Raw genomic sequence first — 18,778 nt, forward strand, 5'->3', positions numbered from 1 at the left:
GAGGCACCTGACATGATTTCTTGAATGCAGCCACAAGTTTTGAATATACATATAAACGGAAAATGTGTTTTTAAAGGAGGAACGTCATTGAACCAACATGTACAATTGGAAATCAATCGCCTTGTTCATCGCTTGAAACAAGACCAATCCGCTGATGGTTCGTGGAATTATCCCTTTGACACTGGGATAACGGCAGATGCCTATATGATTATATTATTGAAAATTTTAGATATGGAAGATGCTCCTCTTATAGAAGCTTTAGTAAATAGAATCGAAAGCAAGCAAACGGAAAACGGGTCATGGAAACTTTTCCATGACGAGAAGGACGGCAATGTTACGGTTACGATCGAGGCTTACTATGGTCTTCTTTTTAGCGGGCTCCGAAATAAGCGCGATCGCCATATGAGGAAAGCCAAACAATTCATTCTTTCCAAGGGTGGAATCAAACAGGCCAAAATGTTAACGAAAATGATGCTTACAGTCACAGGACAATATCAATGGCCACGCCTATTCCCCATTCCTCTCGAAGTCGTCTTACTGCCTCCGACCTTTTTCGTCAGCATATATGATCTTTCGGTATATGGGCGGGTCAACATGATTCCATTGCTTTTACTTGGCCATAAAAGATTTCAGATTAAGACCCCGGACACTCCCAGTCTAAAAGATTTATATCACACAAGGGAGGATCGTTCCGAAGAACATGTGTGGGAGGAGTATCGTACCGAAGAATATCGTTCCTTCTTCTCCAAACTTCAAACAGGTGTCAAAACGTTAATTGGGTATCCGGATTATTTGCATTCCTTAGCCTTGGATTCAACGAAAAGGTTTATGCTAGACAGGCTGGAACCCGACGGGACACTGTACAATTATTTCGGTTCTACCTTTTTTATGATCTTTGCGCTCCTTTCAATTGGTTATTCGAAAAAGGATCCGGTGATTCAAAAGGCCGTTGCCGGTCTGAAGGGGATGGCTTGCTCCGTTGAAGGCCACACACATATCCAGTTCACAACGCCCCATGTTTGGAATACCTCCTTAATAAGTTACGCCCTTCAAGAAGCGGGCATATCTTCCAAAGACCTAACTGTCAAGGCCGCTAATCAGTACTTACTGTCCCGCCAGCATTATATGTATGGAGATTGGCTGATCCATAATCCTAACGCGATTCCAGGCGGCTGGGGGTTCTCGGATTTGAATACCATGAATCCTGATGTGGATGATACGACTGCCTCACTGCGGGCGCTGGCTAAGCAACTTCAAGCAAAACCCGATAATCGGGACAGCTGGCAGCGCGGTGTCTCCTTCACGATATCCATGCAAAATGATGATGGTGGATTTCCTGCATTCGAACGGAATAACGACCATAAATGGCTGCACCTTCTTCCTATAGAGGGTTCCAAATATCTCCTGACCGACCCTTCTACCGCGGATTTAACAGGGAGAACGCTGGAATTCCTAGGGAACTATACAAATATGAAGAAGCAGGAAGAAGTCAGTAAAAGAGCGTTGGATTGGCTATTGGAGGACCAGAAACGTGATGGATCCTGGTATGGGCGCTGGGGCATCTGCTATCTATATGGCACATGGTCTGCACTGACTGGCATGAAGGCCGCAGGACAATCCACTGAACATCCATCCATCCAAAAAGCCCTAACCTGGTTGAAGAAAATTCAAAATAAAGATGGTGGCTGGGGTGAATCTTGTTACAGTGATATCAAGCAGCGGTATATCCCCCTTGGAGCAAGTACCTTGACACATACAGCTTGGGCTGTGGATGCGTTGATATCGGCAACCGAAAAGCCGACAGCCGAAATTGAAAAGGGCATTGCCTTCCTCATCAGCGCAGGTCAACAAGAAAGCTGGACAAATGATTATCCTGCAGGCCAGGGAATGGCAGATTTTTTGTATATCCATTATCATAGCTATCGCTATATTTATCCCCTTTTGGCCTTAAGTCATTACAATAAAAAATTCCTGAATGCTTAATCGCCATTTTAGTGTTTTTTTATCATATAAAGGTGAATATGTGGATTACCTGTGGAAAAGAGGTGAATAACAACGAAAAGTTATCCACAATCCAAGGTTATCCACATTCATTTATCCGATAAAATGACTAAAAGCAAGTCATCGATAAAAATTGTCCTTATTTTTATAGAATCTTGTTGATTAATTCATTTCGGATATGTAAAAATGACTTTTTTATGCACCCTTTGTGGATAGTTTGGGGATGAATGATCACTATTACGTAAATACTGTATCCAGTTTATCACTATAGAATTCTATGGCCTTCGCATAAGATTGTATTTCTCGATCGTTGGAGGTTTCCGCAATTATTTTCAATAAGGACTCCATTGCAAGATCATGTTGGCCCAAATTATAAAATGCCATGGCCCTGAATACCAATAAAGCCTTATCCTCCGGAAACTTAGCCAGTCCGGATTCAAATGTCCGTCTTGATTTTTCATATTCCCCAATGGTACGGTAAGTGCTCCCCAGCCCCAGATATGCCCCTTTTGCGTCCTCCTCCGGCAAACCTAATTTGAGGGCAGCTTCATAATGGGACACCGCCTTTACCTCTAGTCCAAGAATATCCAAACTCCAGGCACACTGATACTGTATGACTGCATCCCCGGGATTTTGCTTTGCCAGATCCATCAATAATTGATTGGATTTTTCAAATTCTTTCTTGCCTCTTAATGACAGTGCCATTTCTAAACTATCCATTGCCATTCCTCCATTGAAAAAGATTCCTAATTCCCCCTATTCGCGATTCCTCTTTTTAATTCCTTTTTAATGGGCGGAATTTCAAATAGTTTATGCATGATTATTAAGGATGAGGAAGCTTCACTCCCTAACTGTCTTGGCAATAAAAAAAAGGATCTGCCACTTGGCAAATCCTTTCATACCTTTCAGTTCAAGGTATTGATTAATCATCCAACTGGTTTTTCAATACTTTTCCCGTGGTGGCATCTACCACTACATCATATTCCTTTTGTCCTTGGCTTATCTCCAACTCGTACACTAGGATGCCATTCTCCGAATCCAGCTCTGCATCAGTCACTTGACCATCCACCTCTTTCAAGGCAATCTTTTCAGCTTGATCCATGCTGATTTTTGCAGTTTCCACCGCTTGTTGTGTGCTCATATCCTCATCGTCATCGTTTTCCATCTCCTGAGAAAGAATCTCTCCTTTTTCAGCATCAACGTCTACGTCTTGATAACCTTCTTTCGTTTTAACGGTCATCTCATAGGTCATCGGCTGGTCCCAATCCTTTTCAAATTGAGTAACTTCCCCGCCTAGTTTTTCTGAAATCATTTTTACAGCCTCGTCCTCGGATAGTGCACCCTTATTGACCGCATATACCGCCGTTCCAGCAGCACCGCCAAAAAGCAATACTGAGGCTACGGAAACCGTCATGATTACCTTTTTCCTTTGAATGATACCTTCTTTTATCGTACTCCACTGCTTTTTCATGAATGAATTCCTCCTTTAATTTGTTACCTTAAGAATAACCATCCTTCATGAAAGGAACATGAACGCTAGATTAGAATTTGATGAGAAAGAGTGATAGTAACCAAAGTCCCCTCTCCCACTTCGCTTTGGATTTCCAATTTACCGCCTAATGACTCAACAAGAGTCCAGGCGATGGAAAGCCCGAGTCCATTGCCTCCCGTTTTCCGTGCCCTCGATGAATCCACGCGGTAAAAACGTTCAAATACATGCGGGAGATGTTCTGATGATATCCCTGCGCCTTGATCTTTCACACCAATGAAAATTTCATTAGCCTCCCGTGTTATGATGATCTGTATACCCGATTCACTGTATTTCATGGCATTGTCCAATAGGATGACAAGCACCTGTTCAAGCTTGCTGGAAATGGTCGTTGCATATATTTCCTTAAACTCGGATTGTATCTTTATTTCTCGATTCCCTGTCCTTCTAAATGTTTGGGCAATCTGTTCACAAAACGAAATAAGTTCGATCTTTCCTTCCATATCCACTGAGGGTTCCGTTTGGGAAGCCGACTGGAGCAGATGTTCCGTCAGCTGTTTCATCCGGATGGCTTCATGATGGATTGCCTCCACCGCCTCTTCCTGAATCGCCTCGTCCTTCATTCCCCAGCGTTTCAATAGAGAAGAGTAGCTTTCAATGACCGTAATCGGTGTTTTCAATTCATGTGAAGCATCTGAAAGGAATTGCTGCTGTTGGTTATAATTCCGCTCCAGCCTATCTATCATCCTGTTGAATGACAGCCCCATAACCTGAAGCTCGTCCTTTGATTGGTCTGATAGCGGTATCCGTTTGAATTCTCCACTTGTCTCAATATCCTTCATTGTTCCGCTCATGATCGATATGGGTTTGAGTATTAGATTGGCTAGCCACTTACCGGCAAGAATGGATAAAAGAATGACAAAAAGGGACGCCCCGCCTAAAACGAGGGCAAGAGTCGATAAATTATCAAGGAGGGTATCCTGCGGCTGTGTGACCTCGATCATCCCTAGCTTCTTCCCTTCTTCGGGATAAGGGTAACGGTAGGTCAATACATAATCCCTGTCAACTTTGGTGAAATCGAATCCTTTCTCGGTAATGGCTTTAACCGCCAGCCCCTGAAGGTCCTCTTCATCAGTAAACGATTTTACCAATCTCCCATCAGTGCCAAATATCCGCACCATTCCATCGTCTGGGGTATACGGCTCCATTAAATCGGAATCACCTGAAATCAAATCTTTCGACAGGATATTTTCTGCAATTAATGAAGCTTGATCTTCAAGCAGGTCCCGTTCCCTTTCAACCGATATCCAAAGAAAGGCGAGTAAAACGATGATACTCAACAATATAAGCATGACGCTTAAAAAAAGGCTGGAATACGATTGGATTTTCGTCCGAATCTTCATACAGGCTCCTTCAAGCTGTAACCTACCCCGCGGTAAGTATGTATGAGCTGCAAATCAAAGGGGTAATCTATTTTTTTACGTAAATAACGGATATACACATCAACCACATTCGTATCCCCTGCAAAGTCATATCCCCAAACATGTGTCAGGATTTGATCCCTTGAAAGCACTTGATTCTTATTTTGCAAAAGATAAACCAGCAAATCGAACTCGCGGGAAGTCAGCTCAATCATTTTGCCTTGCCTGTGAATGTCCCTTGTACCAAGGTTCAATTGAAGATCATGGACCTTTAGTTCATCCGCTTCCCCTTCTGATTGGCTCACCCCTACATTGGTACGAAAACAAGCACGGATCCGTGCCAGCAGCTCTTCGATTTCAAACGGTTTCGTTACATAATCATTCGCACCATGGTCCAGCCCATTCACCTTGTCTGGCACAGCATCCCTTGCAGTTAGAAGGATGACTGGGGTTGAACCATTCTTTTTCCGGTAACGCCTAAGTACTTCTATGCCATTCAACTCGGGCAGCATCACATCCAATAAGATTAAATCCCACTCTTCGGCTTCTGCCCTTTCCAGACCTGTCTTTCCGGTAAAAGCCGATTCGGTTAGATAACCCTCATGATTAAGTTCCAGCTGGAGGACCCTCGCGATTTTTTCTTCATCTTCTATTATTAAAATCCTTTTATTCATGTTTACCACCACCTACCCCTTAGTGTACTGAAGAAAAATGAAAATATCATGAGAAATTGAGCCGTCCGCAAAAAAATCCCATGAAAAAACGACTTTATTTAAAATATCCGGACTAAGGGAATCAAGGCCTATAAAAGACCAAAAAGAAGCGGATGTGAAAAGAAAAGTCCGATAGGTTCGTCACAATCGTAAGAGTTTCCGTATAGCTAAATAATAAAAGCCTATAAATCAATGGTTAACTATAATAAAAAGACTATGGAATATTTCCATAGTCTAGGATGATTAAGCCGAAAATAAAAACTAAATCCAAAGTTTTTCATTACTGATGGATGTAAAAAGGATATAAAAAAAAGTGAATTAGTTGTTACCTCTTATTTTATAAGCTTTGTCATTTAGAAAATTTAAAACAGCTATGATTATACCTGCTACTACTAAAAATACGAACCCTATTTTCGAAAAAGCTTTAAGATAAAAAATTGATAACGCAACTATAAATAATACAATCATTAAAATTTTTAAAATCCAATATTTTTTCATGATTTCACCATTCACTAAATGTCTCTAATTTTGTTTTTCCTTTAAAATTTTATCTTTGTAATGTACGATTTTAATCATTCCAGTTTTGTTTGATGAAGGATTTTTTTGATATAAGTTTTATAAGAAAGATAGCCCTTAGTTAACTCAAATCTATCATAAGCGATACTTCCAAGAAGAGGTGGATAGGTCATTTCTGAAAACAACTGGATCGTTTAATAATGATTATTCAGCAATCCAATGTTGATCAATGAATTCATCGCGTCCTGATTTCGCACGGTCCGCTTTATAATCTTCTTTGTTTTTTTTATGGTAGCCTTGATGGTATTCTTCGGCAGGATAAAAAGTTTGGGCCGGAAGGATTTCCGTTACGATGGGTTTCTGGAACTTCCCGCTGGCTGCTACCTTTTCTTTCGCCTCAAGAGCCAGTTTCTCTTGAGCCTCATCATGATAGAAGATGGCTGTTCGATACTGGCTTCCCCTGTCATGGAATTGACCACCATCGTCGGTTGGATCGATTTGCTGCCAATATAGTTCCAGCAGTCTTTCATAAGGAAATAACAGAGGGTCGAAAGTGATTTCAACGACTTCATAATGTCCCGTAGTGCCCGTCTTCACTTCCTCGTAAGTCGGGTTTTCGACCTGTCCTCCTGTATAACCGGATATGATTCCCCCAATCCCTGGTTGTTCTTCAAATGGTGTCACCATGCACCAAAAACAGCCTCCAGCAAATGTAGCTTTTTGCATAATGGTCATCTCCTTCCTATATGTAATAAAAATTAATATACCATATCCTGATCCCAACACTGTGTTTTTTTGATTTCCGAAGTCGATACACCATTCGCGCCAAACGGGATCACCCTTGGATCAATCTTTCGACCAGCCCTTTTCCTTGAATCTTACAATAGCTTCAACGCGATTGCTTACCTCCAATTTATCAAGAATGACCGAAATATAATTACGAACCGTTCCATTGGTCAGATAAAGCTGGCTGGCGATTTCCTTTGTTGTCTTGCCATCTGCAATCAATTCAAGCACTTGGCTCTCTCGTTCAGTCAAAGGGTTTTCTTCTTCAAAAGCCATATCCACCAGCTCAGGAGCATAAATTCGCCGACCATCCATGATGACACGGATCGAGTTTGCGAGTTCCTCACTTGGACTATCCTTCAGCAGATATCCACCTACCTCGGCCTTTCTAGCTCTTTCAAAATACCCAGGGCGTGCAAAAGTGGTTAAAATGATGACTTTGCATTGGTGGCCCTGATCCTTGATCTCTTCCGCTACATCGAGCCCGGTTTTGACTGGCATTTCAATATCCGTAATGCAGATATCCGGCTTTAAACGATTGACAAGATTCATTGCTTCTTCCCCATTGCTCGCTTTTCCGACAACTTCCATATCCTCTTCCAAATCAAGGATAGAACCTAGCGCACCAAGCAGCATCCGCTGATCTTCAGCAATTACGATTCGAATCAATGTTAATCCCCCACCTATCCATTATTTTTTATAGCATTCGGAACCCTTATATAAAGTGTAGTTCCCTCAGTTGATTGAATATCCAGGCTGCCATTAACGAATTCAAGCCTTTCTTTCATACCTTGAAGTCCATTGCCTTTATAAAACTCTGATTTATGTGAAAGCCCCACTCCATTATCCTGGACTTTGATCGTCACTCCAGTCTGTAATTCCTCGATGACAATATTACAGGAGTCGGCCCGGCTATGTTTGACGATATTGGTCACAGCTTCTTTCAAGCACATGCTTAAAACCGTTTCAACAAGCAATGGGGTATCTTGCAATTCCGCAGTGCCTTCCAAATTGAAATCTATCTCTGCCGCTTTCAATATTTGCTTGACCCGGATGATTTCATCACTTAATTTGGCCCCACGCATTTCCGACACCATTTCCCGTACTTCCTTGAGTGCCGTCCTCGCCGTTTGACGGATATCCTTGATCTCCTTCTTAGCCGAATCTGGATTTAAATCAATCAATTTCCCTGCAAGGTCACTTTTCAAGCCAATCAAAGAAAGTTTTTGTCCAAGTGTATCATGTAAGTCACGGGCAATCCGCTGACGTTCTTCCATTTTGCCAAGCTCGGATATTCTTTTATTAGCATCTTCCAATTGTTCTTCAAGCCTATCCCGTTTATTCCGATTATATGTGTTGAATGGGAGAAGAATCACGCCCACTACACAAATGAGCATAAAGGGAAATTGCGAAAAGAAGGTAGGATCCTTCATGATGAATCCAATATTGACAGACACGATGGTAGCTAATAGCTGAATCGAATACAATACGAAAAATCCGACCTTATTTTGAACATTCCCAATAAAGAATGCTAAGAAAAGCGAAAAGTAAATGTAGCTGAAAAATATGGTCATGGATATGGATATGACTATTTGTATCGCCGTCCATACGTATACGGGCCATCCCTTCGAAACGAATGAGAGACCATATGATATGAAGAACAAAATGATCATGACGATTCCAAAGACAATCTCCAACATCGAAGAAGATTTGAAAATGAAATAAAAAGGTAAGATACAAAAAATGATCCAGACATAAGGGCTCAGCCCTGTGTTCTTGGGAAAGATATGATACCAACTTTGCATGGCGCCGCCTCTATTTCTTTTTACCCTAGTATATACTAAGGAGTTTCATCAAAAAACCACCCAATGGAAATTGAATGGTTTTTTGATGAACTATTTATTTTTCTTGAAGACTTGGACGTTTATTATTGATTTCCACCTTTGATTTTGTTTCATTTAGACGTTCCTTAATCTCTTTAAAACTTACAAACGTCTTGTTTTCTCCATCATAAAGGCGGAAGCGAAGCGATTTTAAACTTGAACTAAGGGTGATTGTCGTTGCCTGCTGCAAAGGCAGGGTGGAATCATGGACTTTTTCCAGATTATAGTTCGGCACCCTTGGACTAAGATGATGCACGTGGTGGAAACCGATATTACCGGTTACCCATTGCAAAACCTTTGGAAGCTTATAATAAGAACTTCCATCAATGGCAGCCTTCACGTAATCCCATTCCGATTCCTCTTCGAAATAAGAATCTTCGAACTGATGCTGTACATAAAACAACCAGATGCCCAGTGATCCCGTTACAAAAAGCATCGGTACCTGGATCATCAGGAATGCCTGCCATCCGATAGCCAAGCATAAAAGACCATAAATTGCCACGATTGCGGCATTTGTCAAATACGTATTCATCCGTTCCTTCTTTTTAGCGCCTTTTTTATTCAGACGATTCGATACAAGAAATAGATAAAATGGACCTAATCCAAACATGACGATCGGATTTCTATATAAACGGTAAGCCAGACGCCCCCAGAATGAAGCGGCTATATATTCATCAACGGTCATGATCCAAATATCTCCTGTACCGCGTTTGTTTAAATTACTGCTTGTGGCATGATGTATGGAATGGCTATGCTTCCATTGCTCATAAGGAAATAATGTAACGATTCCACTGATTGTACCCAGGATGCTATTCGCTTTCCTGCTTTTGAAAAACGATTGATGACAGCAATCATGGAAAATGATGAAAATCCTGACTACGAATCCTGAAGCCAGGACGGCCAATGCAAGGGTCAGCCAGTATGAAATGGTTAAGCTTTGATAAGCTAAAAACCATAACAGGAAAAATGGCGGAAATGTATTTATAAGCTGTTTCACACTTGATTTAGTATTGGATTTTTCAAAAGGGGCAATATCTTTTCTCAATTGTTTTTGATTACTCATGATTTCCTCCTCATATATTTTATATAGAACTTGGAGTGTTTTAATTGATTGGTTAGCTTGCATATTTCGCAAACTTTAGTTATGCCTTGGCAGCATTTGTTCCTTAAGTATCGGATTAATAACCGATCTTCTATAGTCATAAACGTCAATTTGCTGGCATGACAAATGTCATATACTTGTCTACTTCATCACTTTTCACACGTATTTTTTCCTTTTTCATCATTTTTACCCCTCAAAAAACAAAATCCCATCAACCAAACCACATTTATTCAAATTCCAATATCCCAATACCGAGCCAAATATTTATTCGATTAAACACAAAAAAAAGATCCGCCACTGGCGAACCCATTCAAAACCTGATGGCGTAAACCCGTTCTGGCCGGCCTACCGTGCCATAGGTTAAATCGGCATCAATTTTATCCTCGGATATCAAGTGTTCAAGATAACGTCTTGCCGTTGTCCTACTCACCCCGATTTCCTTTGCCACTATCTCGGCAGTTAACCCAGGGGAGGCTTTCCCCAACACAACCATCACCTTCTCCAAGGTCATCCGATCGATCCCTTTTGGCAGTGAAGTCATTTCCCTTTCCTTTTCATTCATTTCCTTCCGTAAAAGCTTATCAACCTGTTGCTGCGTTACGGGGAAATTGCCCTTTTCCATTTCAGACAATTTTATATAATACTCTTGATATCGGCACAAGGACTGCTTGAAACGCTCAAATGCGACAGGCTTGATAATATAATCAAGTATGCCGATTTTGATGGCTTCCTGGACTTTTTCGATTTCTTTAGCTGCCGTTATCATAATGACATCCATTTGTTTGCTTTGCTGCTTGATTTCTTTCAAGATATCGAGCCCATTCATATCCGGAAAGTACATATCGAGCAGTAATAGATCCGGCTGCATGATTTCAATGAAGCTTTTAGCCTCGACATAACTTGATGCGATCCCGACCGTTTGAAACCCCTCGATTTTTTCGATGAATAGCTTTTGTATCTCGGCAATCCGTAAGTCATCTTCTACGATCAAAACTTCTATATCGCGATGTGCCTTCATTTAATCACCCCTCTGTTTTTTGGTATGGCTACGGTAAAGATCGTATATTCCCCTTCTTTCGTCGAAAAAGTAATAGATCCCCCTAATCCATCAATTGCTTCCTGAACTAGGCTCAACCCTATACCTGAATTGGTTTGATGATTTTTCGTCGTAAAACCGTTCTGGAAAATCCGTTCGGTAACATCAGAATTCATTCCTCTTCCATTATCTTCAACTTCGATGATCAGCTCTTTACCCAAGTCCGTGACGAATAACGAAACCCTTTTTTCCTCCCTTTCGTTTTCCCGTACAGCTTCGAAGGCATTATTGATAAGGTTGCCGATGATCGTAACTAATAAATCCCGATCTATTTCGGACGGAATATCCTTAAAACTGCTCTCTCTATCAATTGTAAAATCAATTTTCAGCTCGCTGGCTAAACTTACCTTCCCTAGGATGAACCCAGCAATAATCGGATCAGGAACTTCCTTGATCAGAAAGTGAATGAAGCCTTGGGTAACATCGACTTCCTTCGAGATGAAATCCATCGCTTCTTTATGGGAACCCAGTTGAATCAAACCTAGTAAAGTATAAAGCCGATTGGAATATTCATGTGTCTGGGCCCTCAGCCCTTCTGCATAAGCCTTTACATGTGATAGTTCTTGAAGGAGATTGGATAGTTCAGATTTATTCCTCAAACTTGCAACCGCACCGATGACTTCACCCTGTCCATTCAAAATGGGAATCCGGCTAGCCAAAAAAACTTCACCGTCAATCATGAATTCCTGATCATACTCGGCCTGTGCCGTGCTGACTACATCAAGCAAATGTGTATTCGTTATGACTTCTTCAATTTTTTGCCCGCGAAGCATGATGTCTTTAGGGATATGTAGGATTTTATGCGCCGTTTCATTGACGACGGTGATTCTCCCATGAACATCAATGGCAATGATACCTTCATGAATCGATTCCAAAATGGCATGCTTCTCTTGAAACATCCAGGCAATCTCTTTTGGCTCCAGTCCCAATATCGCCTTTTTTATATTGAATGAAATGAAAAAGGCTATCAATAGACCTCCGATTAAGATAAAAGAGATGGTCCATACTATCTTTCTTTGTATTCTGGACACTTCTTTTTCAATATCATCCTGAAGGTAGCCAACAGAGACTACACCAATGACTTTTCCATTTGCCATTATCGGGGATTTCCCCCTTATGGAAGGACCCAATGTCCCAGTTGACTCCGTGATGATGGATTTCCCATTCCAAACCTCGCCATTATCTCCCCCTACCATTTTTTTCCCGATCAAGTTAGGATCTGGATGGGACAGCCGTTTTTCATTCTCATCTCCTATTACTATAAATTCCGCATCGATCTGCCTGCGAATCTTTTCCGCAATGGGCTGTATGATTACTGAAGGATTATCATTTCGAAAAGCTTGTTTAATTTCAGGCAGCAAAGAAACGGTCTGGGCAACCGACAATGCTTTTTCCCCTGTTTCCTGTTTCAGGTTATTTTCTAAGATATTTATAAAAAGAACTTCAAAGATTCCACCCATTAAGATGATTAACGTACAGATGCCCAGCATCAACTTGGTGTGTAAACGCATTCAATCACCTCTTCTACATCATATAAAAAAAACCCCCTTTAAAAAAGGAGTTTTTTCATAACATTCAGAAAATATGCATTAACCTTCAATATTGATGACAACATCCTTCCCTCTCTTCTTAAGTAAAACCGGAATGAGCAGCCATAATGCCGTTACAATCAGGAAGGTCAGGGAAAGCGGCCGAGTGAAAAACAAGCTGTAATCCCCATCGGATATCGTCAATGCCCTGCGCATATTATTTTCTATCATCGGTCCTAAAACCAGCCCTAATACCAATGGGGCGATTGGATAATCATTTTTACTTAAGAAATATCCCAAGACCCCGCATCCTAATAATAGCAATAAATCATAAGTCGATACTTGTACCGCATAAACGCCAAAAATGGAAATCGCGATAATGATCGGAATCAAATATTTCTTTGGCGTTTCAATGATTTTCGCAAAAACCTTAACGAGCGGGAGATTAAGGATGAGGAGCATCAAATTCCCAATGAACATACTGGCGATGAGACCCCAGGCCACCTGAGGATGATCCTCGAATAATAATGGACCAGGCTGAACATTGTACATCATGAGCGCCCCCATTAAAATGGCCGTTGTACCGGAACCTGGAATTCCCAGCGTCAATAATGGGATCATCGCCCCCCCGGATGCCGCGTTATTGGCCGTTTCAGGTCCAGCCACTCCAGCGATCGTCCCCGTACCAAATTTCCCAGGTTTTTTTGAGATCCGTTTTTCCATAAGGTATGAGAAGAAAGAAGCAAGAGTGGCCCCTGCACCAGGCAGGATTCCTACAAAGAAACCCAAGAGCGATCCCCGGGCAATGGGACCCGCAGATTCCTTGAATTCTTCTTTGGAAGGAATCAAATTATTGATCTTCGCGATTTCCCCATCTTCCTCTTCTTTTTCCAAGATTGTCTTGAATACTTCTCCAAGGGCGAATAGACCCACTGCAATCGTCAGGAATTCGACCCCTTGATATAGCCATGGTATATCGAATGTAAAACGGGCGATACCTGATACATTATCAATGCCGATCGTCGCGATCAACAAACCACAAACCGTCATGATCAGTGCCTTGGTTACGGATTTTCCCGCGAGACCACTGACAGCCGCCAGCCCTAGAAGCATGAGCGAAAAATACTCAGCCGGACCGAATTTGATGGCAATCGTCGATAATGGCTGAGCTAAGGCAATCATGGCGATAAGGGTGACGATCCCTCCAACGAAAGAACCGATGGCCGAAATGGATAAAGCACTCCCCGCTCTGCCCTTCTTCGCCATTTGGTAGCCATCCAATGTGGTGACGACAGAAGAAGATTCGCCCGGTGTATTCAATAAGATGGAAGTTGTCGACCCTCCATACATCGCTCCATAATAAACACCAGCAAGTAAAATGATGGCGCTTGTCGCCGCTTGCTCTGGTGGAAGTCCGCCTGTAATGGAAGCAGTTACCGGAATTAAAAGAGCCACACCGCTCATCGGCCCGATTCCCGGCAAGACGCCGACTGCCGTTCCAATCAATACTCCGACAAATGCAAAAAGTATGTTATACCAAGTAAGTGCCGTTTCAAATCCTTGAATTAAATAATCAAAAGTGCCCACTTGCCATCCCCCTTCCTTTTATGAAAACCAGATTGGCCAACCCGGCAGTGTTCCCTTTAAAACATTCACGAATAAAAAATAGATGATTCCGGAAAACCCTGCGGATATGATGAGCGATGTCACCCACTTATTCCGTTCCATCGTTTGAAAGCAAACAAACAAAAAGAGGAAGGTCGTAATGACATATCCTATCGTTTCCAATGTCAAAATATAAATCAATGTGGAGAGTACAATGATGATAAAGGGCTTATATTCAAACTTTTCCTTACTCGATTCCTGCCTCTTGCCCCGATATGACTCATAGAACAGGCGAATGCTTAAAGCAGCAAGGACGAGTCCCAGTACAAAAGGGAAAATGTCCGGTCCTACCGAACTTCCATAAGAAGAACTGGCCAGTTTCCTGCTTCCAATCATAAACAGCACTCCGACAGCCAGAAAGGCTACAGATGCAAAGCGATCAAATTTCACGTCCATCCTTATCCCTCCATTTCAGAAAATAAGAAGAAGGTGAAAGCACCTCCTTCTTCTCCATTATTTTTCCATGCCTAAAGCTTCCAATAATTGCTGCACCTGTTTCTCCTGTTCTTCTAAAAACTTGCTGAATTCCTCACTATTTTTATATTCTTGTTCCCATCCTTGAACTTCCACTTCCTTTTTCCATTCAGAAGTTTCTACTAACTTTGCAATGGATCCGTCCCAAAAGGTTTTCGCTTCCTCGGACATATTCTGAGGTCCAAAAACGCCTCTCCAAATCGTGAATTCCGCATCAACACCCTGTTCCTTTGCAGTCGGTATGTCCTTTAGATCTCCACCCAAACGTTCAGTCGAGGTTACGGCCAACACTCTAATCTTTCCTGCCTTTAAAAATTCCCTGACACTGGATGCATCCGTTCCGATTACATCCGCATTTCCACCAAGCAATGCCGTAATCGCTTCCCCGCCACCGTCGTACGAGACGTACTTAAGTTCTGTTGGATTCAAACCATATTCATAGGCTGGAAGAATGGAAATCAAATGATCCATGGATCCCGGAGCCGATCCTCCTGCAAAAGTTAACTTACGCGGATCTTTCTTCACCACTTCCAGCACTGATTTTAAATCCTTGAATTCAGAATCCGCCTTTACCACTATCGCTCCATAATCCTTTGTCAGCTGCGCCAAAGGAGTCGTATTTTTATATCCATAAGGACTGTTACCCTCTTTTTTAAGGTTATTGATGATGACAGGCGGTGAATTCACGAACAGCATGTCATTATTATCCGCTTGCTGTGTTGCATAATCCGCCATGAAGACAGCACCCCCGCCACCGGGTTTGTTTTCGACGGTTAATGGCTGGTCCACCAGTTTTGTCTCACCCAAGACCTTTGTAAATGAACGGGCGGTTAAATCCCATCCCCCGCCTGCACCCGACGGAGCAACGATCGTTATGGCCTTTTTCGGATAACCTGTACTTTCTTTCTTTTCTCCCGATGTATCCGCACTGCTGCATGCACCTAAACTTAAAGCTAACGAACCTGCCAATATGACTGCAGAAATCTTTTTACGAGAAAACATATGAATCCTCCTTTGAAAGCGTTTTCTTAATTCTACAAAAATATCTTCCACATCTTTAATTATCCACCTAAAATACATAAATTCCATAATCTCCATATTGTTCATAAAGTTTTATGGGGAGACGTTGGGAAAAGACTGCCCATGAGGGCAGCCCTGCTAAAATAGTATTTTTGATAGATATACGACCATCGTTACCGTTATACTGCTGAATAACGTCGACATCAAGACCGCCTGTGCCGCATATTCCGGATGGTTATCATATTCCAAAGCGAATAATGCGCTGTTTCTTGATGTTGGAAATGAGCTTGCGATGAATAATCCCTGAGCGACAGTCCCTTCCAATCCCAGCATGAGAATGATAAGGTATGCGATGGATGGTGAGAGTATTAATCGTCCAATCAAGCTAAGGATAAGCGGAAGCGGGAAATGCGTAATTTTCAAGTAGGCACTCTGAGCACCCAATGTAATCAGGGCAATCGCTATGAAAGCACTCGCGATATTATCGATCGGGGTCCATAAGAACAGAGGAATATCGAAAGAAGTGGCCTGTAAAAGAAAACCGAGTAATAGAGCATAAATGACTGGATTCTTCAAAAACTCACGAATGGCACCCTTTGCACTTTTTGTATGGACGGAAACGGAATTCATCAATCCATAGGTATAGGTCAACAGGTTTTGAAAAATGATCACGATGACTTGGATCGACAGGCCAAGAGGATTGCCATGAAAAACCATCTGGCTGACGGGTAGCCCGAAATTGGCTGAGTTATTCAGGACCACACTATTTTTAAACGTGGCAGAAAGACTTTGATCAAAATGGGCAAGTTTAGCAATCACTGTACTCACGATGATTAGGCTTAATGCTTGAAGAGCAAGGAAGCTGAATATCTGGACGATCATCCCCCCGCCCATATTGCTTTGATAGATATTGACAAAGCTAATGGCCGGCATGAGCAGGAAGTGATTCAATTTAGACAGCGTATTCATATCCAGTTTGAATTTACGATGAAGGATTGCCCCCGCCCCTATAAGGAAAAAGACCGGCACAATGACATTCAATACGATTAGAAATAGGACACTCATTTGACTTCCTCTCCATTCCATAGGCAAGTTCCTGATGATTTATATCTCCCATCTATCATAATGCCGGGAAAACCATAATTAAAATACCAATAAATTATCGTTAACCATTCAAAAATGGAATGATGAAAAAGCACAGAAGTTTCTGCGCTTCATTTAAATATCCCTCATGAAATCGACACCTTTGACAAATTGGACAAACTCTTTGACCAGTTTTAATTCCAGCGACTTTTCATGATATAACATCCACGTATTCCTAATAAGGGGATTACCTTGCTTATCCAAAAGGTCCCATTGACGAAGATTTTGGTCTTTCTCCAATAAAACGCTAGGAAGAATCCCATACCCCAACCCATTCCTGACCATTTCTTTGCATGTATCCCCTTTGTCCACTTCCATCCCCACCAAAGGAGGTCCTGAAAAATTATCTCTCCACCAATTATCGATCATTGTTTTTAAAAGGGCATCGGTCCCATAATCGATCCTCGGCAATGAAGGCAAGTCCCGGACCTCTATTTTCTCCTTAGAAGCAATACAAATCGTTTCCTCAAAAAGATGGTGCCTTGACCCGGACCATTGATAGTCCCCCCGAACGATCCCCACATGCACTTCTTCCTTATAAATGAGGTTCAGTACTTCTTTACTCCATCCGGTAGTCACCTGGAAATCCACCTTAGGATATCGCTCACGAAATATTTTTAACAGGCCAGGCAATTTATGCAGCGTAATATAGTTGGAAACACCCAGCCGTAATGTCCCACTGATCTCCTGACCCATATTGAACGCTGTCTCTTTTATCTGACGGAGCCTGATCAGCATCTCATCTGCACAGATGGCCAGATACTCCCCTTGAGGGGTGAACTGCACTCCTCTTGTTCCCCGCTCCACAATCTTTAAATTGAATTCCTTCTCTATTTGTTGAATTCGTTTCGTTAGAGAGGGTTGCGAGATATATAAACTTTGCGCCGTTTTAGTAATATTCTTGTGTTCATGCAACATCTTTAAAATATGCCAATCCCTTTCGTTCATAACCCTTCCCCCGATACGCTTTTCCTTGAATGCTTTATCCAAACAGTATCACAAAAGGCCTGATGGATATATCCTTTTACAAAGACAAAAAAGCCCAAGCCATGCCGGCAAGGACTTTCCCTTAAAGCGCATTCCCCAACCCGCCTTAGGAGCTGCATCTTTCAGCGGAGGATGATCAGTCATTCAATTGAATTCTTTCAGGGCAGGTATAGATATTCAGTGAATCATTACGAATGAACCCGACCGTGGTGATCCCCAATCCTTCAGCCAACTCCAAAGCCAATTCGGTTGGAGCGGATTTCGAGAGTATCAGTTCACAGCCGATCTTCGCCACTTTCAAAAGAATTTCCGATGAAATCCGGCCGCTGAACACGATGGCTTTCCCTTCTATCGAAATACCATTTTTCAAGCAATGGCCGTATATTTTGTCCAAGGCGTTATGCCTTCCAATGTCCATCCTGCTTAATACGAGGCCATCGACATCACATAATGCGGCATTGTGAACTCCGCCTGTATTCTGGAAGGTGACAGCAGAATTTTGTAAATCCTTCATCAAGCGGAAGCAGTCATCAGGAGTCAATTTTACCGAAACATGATCCATTTTCTTGGCAGTCAACGCATCATTCACAAAGACGAATCCCTGTCTGCTCATCCCGCAGCAAGATGTGATATACCGCTTATTTTGAAAGTCCTGGTAGTAAGGGTTCACTTTATCAGTCTTCACATGGACAAAGCCTTCTTTTTCCTGGACCCAGATTTCTTTTATCTCTTCATATTTTTTGATGATGCCTTCCGAAGCCAAATAACCAATCACCATATCTTCGATGTATTCAGGTGTACAAACCATCGTGACAAATTCCTGGCCATTTATTTTCACAGTAACGGGAAACTCCGTTACGACCGTATCTTCCGTTCGCTCCATGTTACCTTTGGTTATCCGGATGATGCCCCTCTTCATTTCAATCGCTTTCATGTTCCCACTCCTTTTAATA

The 18,778-nt window shown here is 42.0% G+C and carries 18 protein-coding genes; 1 reads left to right on the forward strand and 17 read right to left on the reverse strand.

Annotated features, from left to right (window positions below):
* Nucleotides 1-87 precede the first annotated feature (87 nt).
* Nucleotides 88-1,983: a squalene--hopene cyclase gene (gene shc / locus ACDZ29_RS08605; RefSeq protein ID WP_375090663.1), complete on the forward strand. Its 1,896-nt coding sequence runs from the start codon at nucleotides 88-90 to the stop codon at nucleotides 1,981-1,983.
* Between the two features lie 255 nt (nucleotides 1,984-2,238).
* Here the strand turns inward: shc and ACDZ29_RS08610 are convergent, their stop codons facing one another.
* From ACDZ29_RS08610 to fdhD, 17 genes are all read right to left on the reverse strand, one after another.
* The gene (locus ACDZ29_RS08610; protein ID WP_370016762.1) at nucleotides 2,239-2,721 is read right to left on the reverse strand and encodes a tetratricopeptide repeat protein; all 483 of its coding nucleotides are present in this window, start codon (nucleotides 2,719-2,721) and stop codon (nucleotides 2,239-2,241) included.
* Between the two features lie 202 nt (nucleotides 2,722-2,923).
* On the reverse strand, nucleotides 2,924-3,472 hold the full coding sequence (locus tag ACDZ29_RS08615; RefSeq protein WP_289326901.1) for a PepSY domain-containing protein: 549 nt from the start codon (nucleotides 3,470-3,472) through the stop codon (nucleotides 2,924-2,926).
* Between the two features lie 65 nt (nucleotides 3,473-3,537).
* The gene (locus tag ACDZ29_RS08620) at nucleotides 3,538-4,893 is read right to left on the reverse strand and encodes a sensor histidine kinase (protein ID WP_375090664.1); all 1,356 of its coding nucleotides are present in this window, start codon (nucleotides 4,891-4,893) and stop codon (nucleotides 3,538-3,540) included.
* The gene (locus tag ACDZ29_RS08625) at nucleotides 4,890-5,585 is read right to left on the reverse strand and encodes a response regulator transcription factor (RefSeq protein WP_370016766.1); all 696 of its coding nucleotides are present in this window, start codon (nucleotides 5,583-5,585) and stop codon (nucleotides 4,890-4,892) included. Before ACDZ29_RS08625 ends, ACDZ29_RS08620 begins: the two co-directional genes overlap by 4 nt.
* 357 nt (nucleotides 5,586-5,942) lie before the next feature.
* Nucleotides 5,943-6,137 (reverse strand): hypothetical protein, encoded by a 195-nt coding sequence (locus ACDZ29_RS08630; protein WP_375090665.1) that lies wholly within the window; start codon nucleotides 6,135-6,137, stop codon nucleotides 5,943-5,945.
* A gap of 207 nt (nucleotides 6,138-6,344) precedes the next feature.
* Nucleotides 6,345-6,866: a peptide-methionine (S)-S-oxide reductase MsrA gene (msrA, locus tag ACDZ29_RS08635; protein WP_375090666.1), complete on the reverse strand. Its 522-nt coding sequence runs from the start codon at nucleotides 6,864-6,866 to the stop codon at nucleotides 6,345-6,347.
* A 120-nt stretch (nucleotides 6,867-6,986) separates the two neighbouring features.
* Nucleotides 6,987-7,595, reverse strand: coding sequence for a response regulator transcription factor (locus ACDZ29_RS08640; protein ID WP_289314451.1), 609 nt, complete (start codon nucleotides 7,593-7,595; stop codon nucleotides 6,987-6,989).
* A gap of 14 nt (nucleotides 7,596-7,609) precedes the next feature.
* Entirely contained in the window at nucleotides 7,610-8,731 is a 1,122-nt protein-coding gene (locus ACDZ29_RS08645; RefSeq protein WP_289314450.1) for a sensor histidine kinase, read from the reverse strand.
* Nucleotides 8,732-8,825: 94 nt separating this feature from the next.
* The gene (locus ACDZ29_RS08650; RefSeq protein ID WP_375090667.1) at nucleotides 8,826-9,872 is read right to left on the reverse strand and encodes a fatty acid desaturase; all 1,047 of its coding nucleotides are present in this window, start codon (nucleotides 9,870-9,872) and stop codon (nucleotides 8,826-8,828) included.
* Between the two features lie 349 nt (nucleotides 9,873-10,221).
* Entirely contained in the window at nucleotides 10,222-10,929 is a 708-nt protein-coding gene (locus tag ACDZ29_RS08655) for a response regulator (protein WP_375090668.1), read from the reverse strand.
* Nucleotides 10,926-12,518, reverse strand: coding sequence for an ATP-binding protein (locus tag ACDZ29_RS08660; RefSeq protein WP_375090669.1), 1,593 nt, complete (start codon nucleotides 12,516-12,518; stop codon nucleotides 10,926-10,928). The genes ACDZ29_RS08655 and ACDZ29_RS08660 overlap by 4 nt, the downstream gene beginning before the upstream one ends.
* Nucleotides 12,519-12,596: 78 nt before the next feature.
* Nucleotides 12,597-14,123 carry a tripartite tricarboxylate transporter permease gene (locus tag ACDZ29_RS08665; protein WP_289314446.1) on the reverse strand — a complete coding sequence of 509 codons (1,527 nt, stop codon included), beginning with the start codon at nucleotides 14,121-14,123 and terminating at the stop codon, nucleotides 12,597-12,599.
* 18 nt (nucleotides 14,124-14,141) lie between these two features.
* Nucleotides 14,142-14,597: a tripartite tricarboxylate transporter TctB family protein gene (locus ACDZ29_RS08670; RefSeq protein WP_289314445.1), complete on the reverse strand. Its 456-nt coding sequence runs from the start codon at nucleotides 14,595-14,597 to the stop codon at nucleotides 14,142-14,144.
* Nucleotides 14,598-14,654: 57 nt separating this feature from the next.
* Nucleotides 14,655-15,677, reverse strand: coding sequence for a tripartite tricarboxylate transporter substrate binding protein (locus ACDZ29_RS08675; protein ID WP_289326910.1), 1,023 nt, complete (start codon nucleotides 15,675-15,677; stop codon nucleotides 14,655-14,657).
* A 156-nt stretch (nucleotides 15,678-15,833) separates the two neighbouring features.
* On the reverse strand, nucleotides 15,834-16,760 hold the full coding sequence (locus ACDZ29_RS08680) for an AEC family transporter (protein ID WP_375090670.1): 927 nt from the start codon (nucleotides 16,758-16,760) through the stop codon (nucleotides 15,834-15,836).
* Between the two features lie 153 nt (nucleotides 16,761-16,913).
* The gene (locus tag ACDZ29_RS08685; protein WP_289326912.1) at nucleotides 16,914-17,786 is read right to left on the reverse strand and encodes a LysR family transcriptional regulator; all 873 of its coding nucleotides are present in this window, start codon (nucleotides 17,784-17,786) and stop codon (nucleotides 16,914-16,916) included.
* Between the two features lie 175 nt (nucleotides 17,787-17,961).
* Complete coding sequence (gene fdhD / locus ACDZ29_RS08690; protein WP_289326931.1) at nucleotides 17,962-18,759, reverse strand: formate dehydrogenase accessory sulfurtransferase FdhD; 798 nt, start codon at nucleotides 18,757-18,759, stop codon at nucleotides 17,962-17,964.
* Nucleotides 18,760-18,778: the final 19 nt, after the last annotated feature.

It is taken from the genome of Peribacillus sp. RS7 (genome assembly GCF_041956845.1).
Classification (GTDB): domain Bacteria; phylum Bacillota; class Bacilli; order Bacillales; family DSM-1321; genus Peribacillus.